Here is a 1,512-nt window from a genome sequence, read left to right on the forward strand (position 1 = left end):
TGACTCCAATTTTACTCCACTTATTTCCTCTCTTTTTAATCTTGCTTCTTCTGAATACTGCGGGTAGTCATACGTTCCGTTTCTTACACTTTCCATACATTCATTATTACATTTGTGATAGAACTCGAAACAACCGTTGCCCAGCTCTTTTGCATTATCCTTAAGCTGTAGTCTGACCTTATCGTAAAGGTTCTTGACATTTGAGTCATGGAAGTCTAAAGTTCTTTCATTTTCCATGAGAACCAGAAGTTCAGCATTATAAGTCCAGACATCTAGGAATCCGTCTTCCATCTTCTTGTTTAAATTCTCTATTCTCCTCTCTAAGTTATTAAATTCCCTTCCTACGGCCTCAAACTGAGTGTTCATTTTGTCAATGATCGAGTTGACCTTATTGGTGACTCCGTCTATTGCCTTTTGAGTAGATTCTTTGTCTGCAGCGTATCCACTCCCCTGCTCATTGCTGTGGTGGTACCCATACCAACCATCTACCATTCCCTGCCATCCTCCCTCTATGAAACCTGCTATAGCTCCAAATAGTCCTCTTTTTCTTCTTCTCTCTCTTTGAGGACTATTTCTGAGTCCAGTCGCAAGGACTAATTTGTTCGATTTCACATATTTGGGACATTCTCCGATGGTGAGGGGGTGTATGTTATGGAATGGCATACTAGAGTTTATCGCCCCTACCGGAGTCTGACACCTGGTGTTGCAGTTACCATATTCCACTTCACTTCTCATAATTGTGGAGTCTCCTTTCTTGACAATTTTGTATGCATATTCTGGAGCAATGAAATTTCCATTACTCTCGAAGTGGATTGCATCATTCGGTTTTAAAATTGTCCAGAAGAAATCTATCCTGCCACTTTGCCCGTTTATTTTGGATCTAGTGGCTATTTTTGGTACCAATCTCTGGTTTAGTGTTGACGTCCCAATGGAAATATAGGTGGTTGGGTTTTGATAGAGCGTTATTTGCTCTGCCTTATCATTAGGATGGTGGATCCCCCAAAGTACCAAGAGATCTTCTCGGTTGGTATTATTGTAGTCTTTCTTTATTGTTGGATATGTATCGTTCTTTTTGATAAGCCATACTACATTTCTGAAGAAGGAGGACTTTCCCTGGTATGAACATGCTGCGCTCACCCCCATTGAGGCTTCGTGATCTGACCAAGAATCTTTGGGGATGATCTGTATTTTCTCAAAATGGTTTATCCTGCTCAATAGGTGTTTCAATTCTTCATAATCGTTGAAATTCCCTGGGTAACAGAGGCCATTGACTGGATTGGCCTTCTCTACTATGTAAGACCATTCTGGTACATTGATGAATTCGTCACACCATGGGTTTCCGAGTAGCCATCCTGCTACACTACAATCTTTTAAAATCAGAGGCTTCACCCCATTTAGATCGCAAAGCTTCCCGTTGTGTGTCTTTTCCAGTATGTCTTGGGCATGTGTAACAGTAACGTTCTTTTCCATTATTGTGTCAACCTGCTCTGTCGAGTTATTTGCATGATATCC

At 41.0% G+C, this 1,512-nt stretch carries 1 protein-coding gene; it reads right to left on the reverse strand.

Annotation, left to right across the window (positions count from 1 at the left end):
* Positions 1-1,470: hemagglutinin (locus tag AN964_RS27640; protein WP_213083977.1), on the reverse strand; the 1,470-nt coding region annotated here is incomplete at its 3' end.
* Positions 1,471-1,512: the final 42 nt, after the last annotated feature.

This window comes from Heyndrickxia shackletonii, assembly GCF_001420715.1.
In the GTDB taxonomy this organism is placed as follows: domain Bacteria; phylum Bacillota; class Bacilli; order Bacillales; family Bacillaceae_C; genus Margalitia; species Margalitia shackletonii.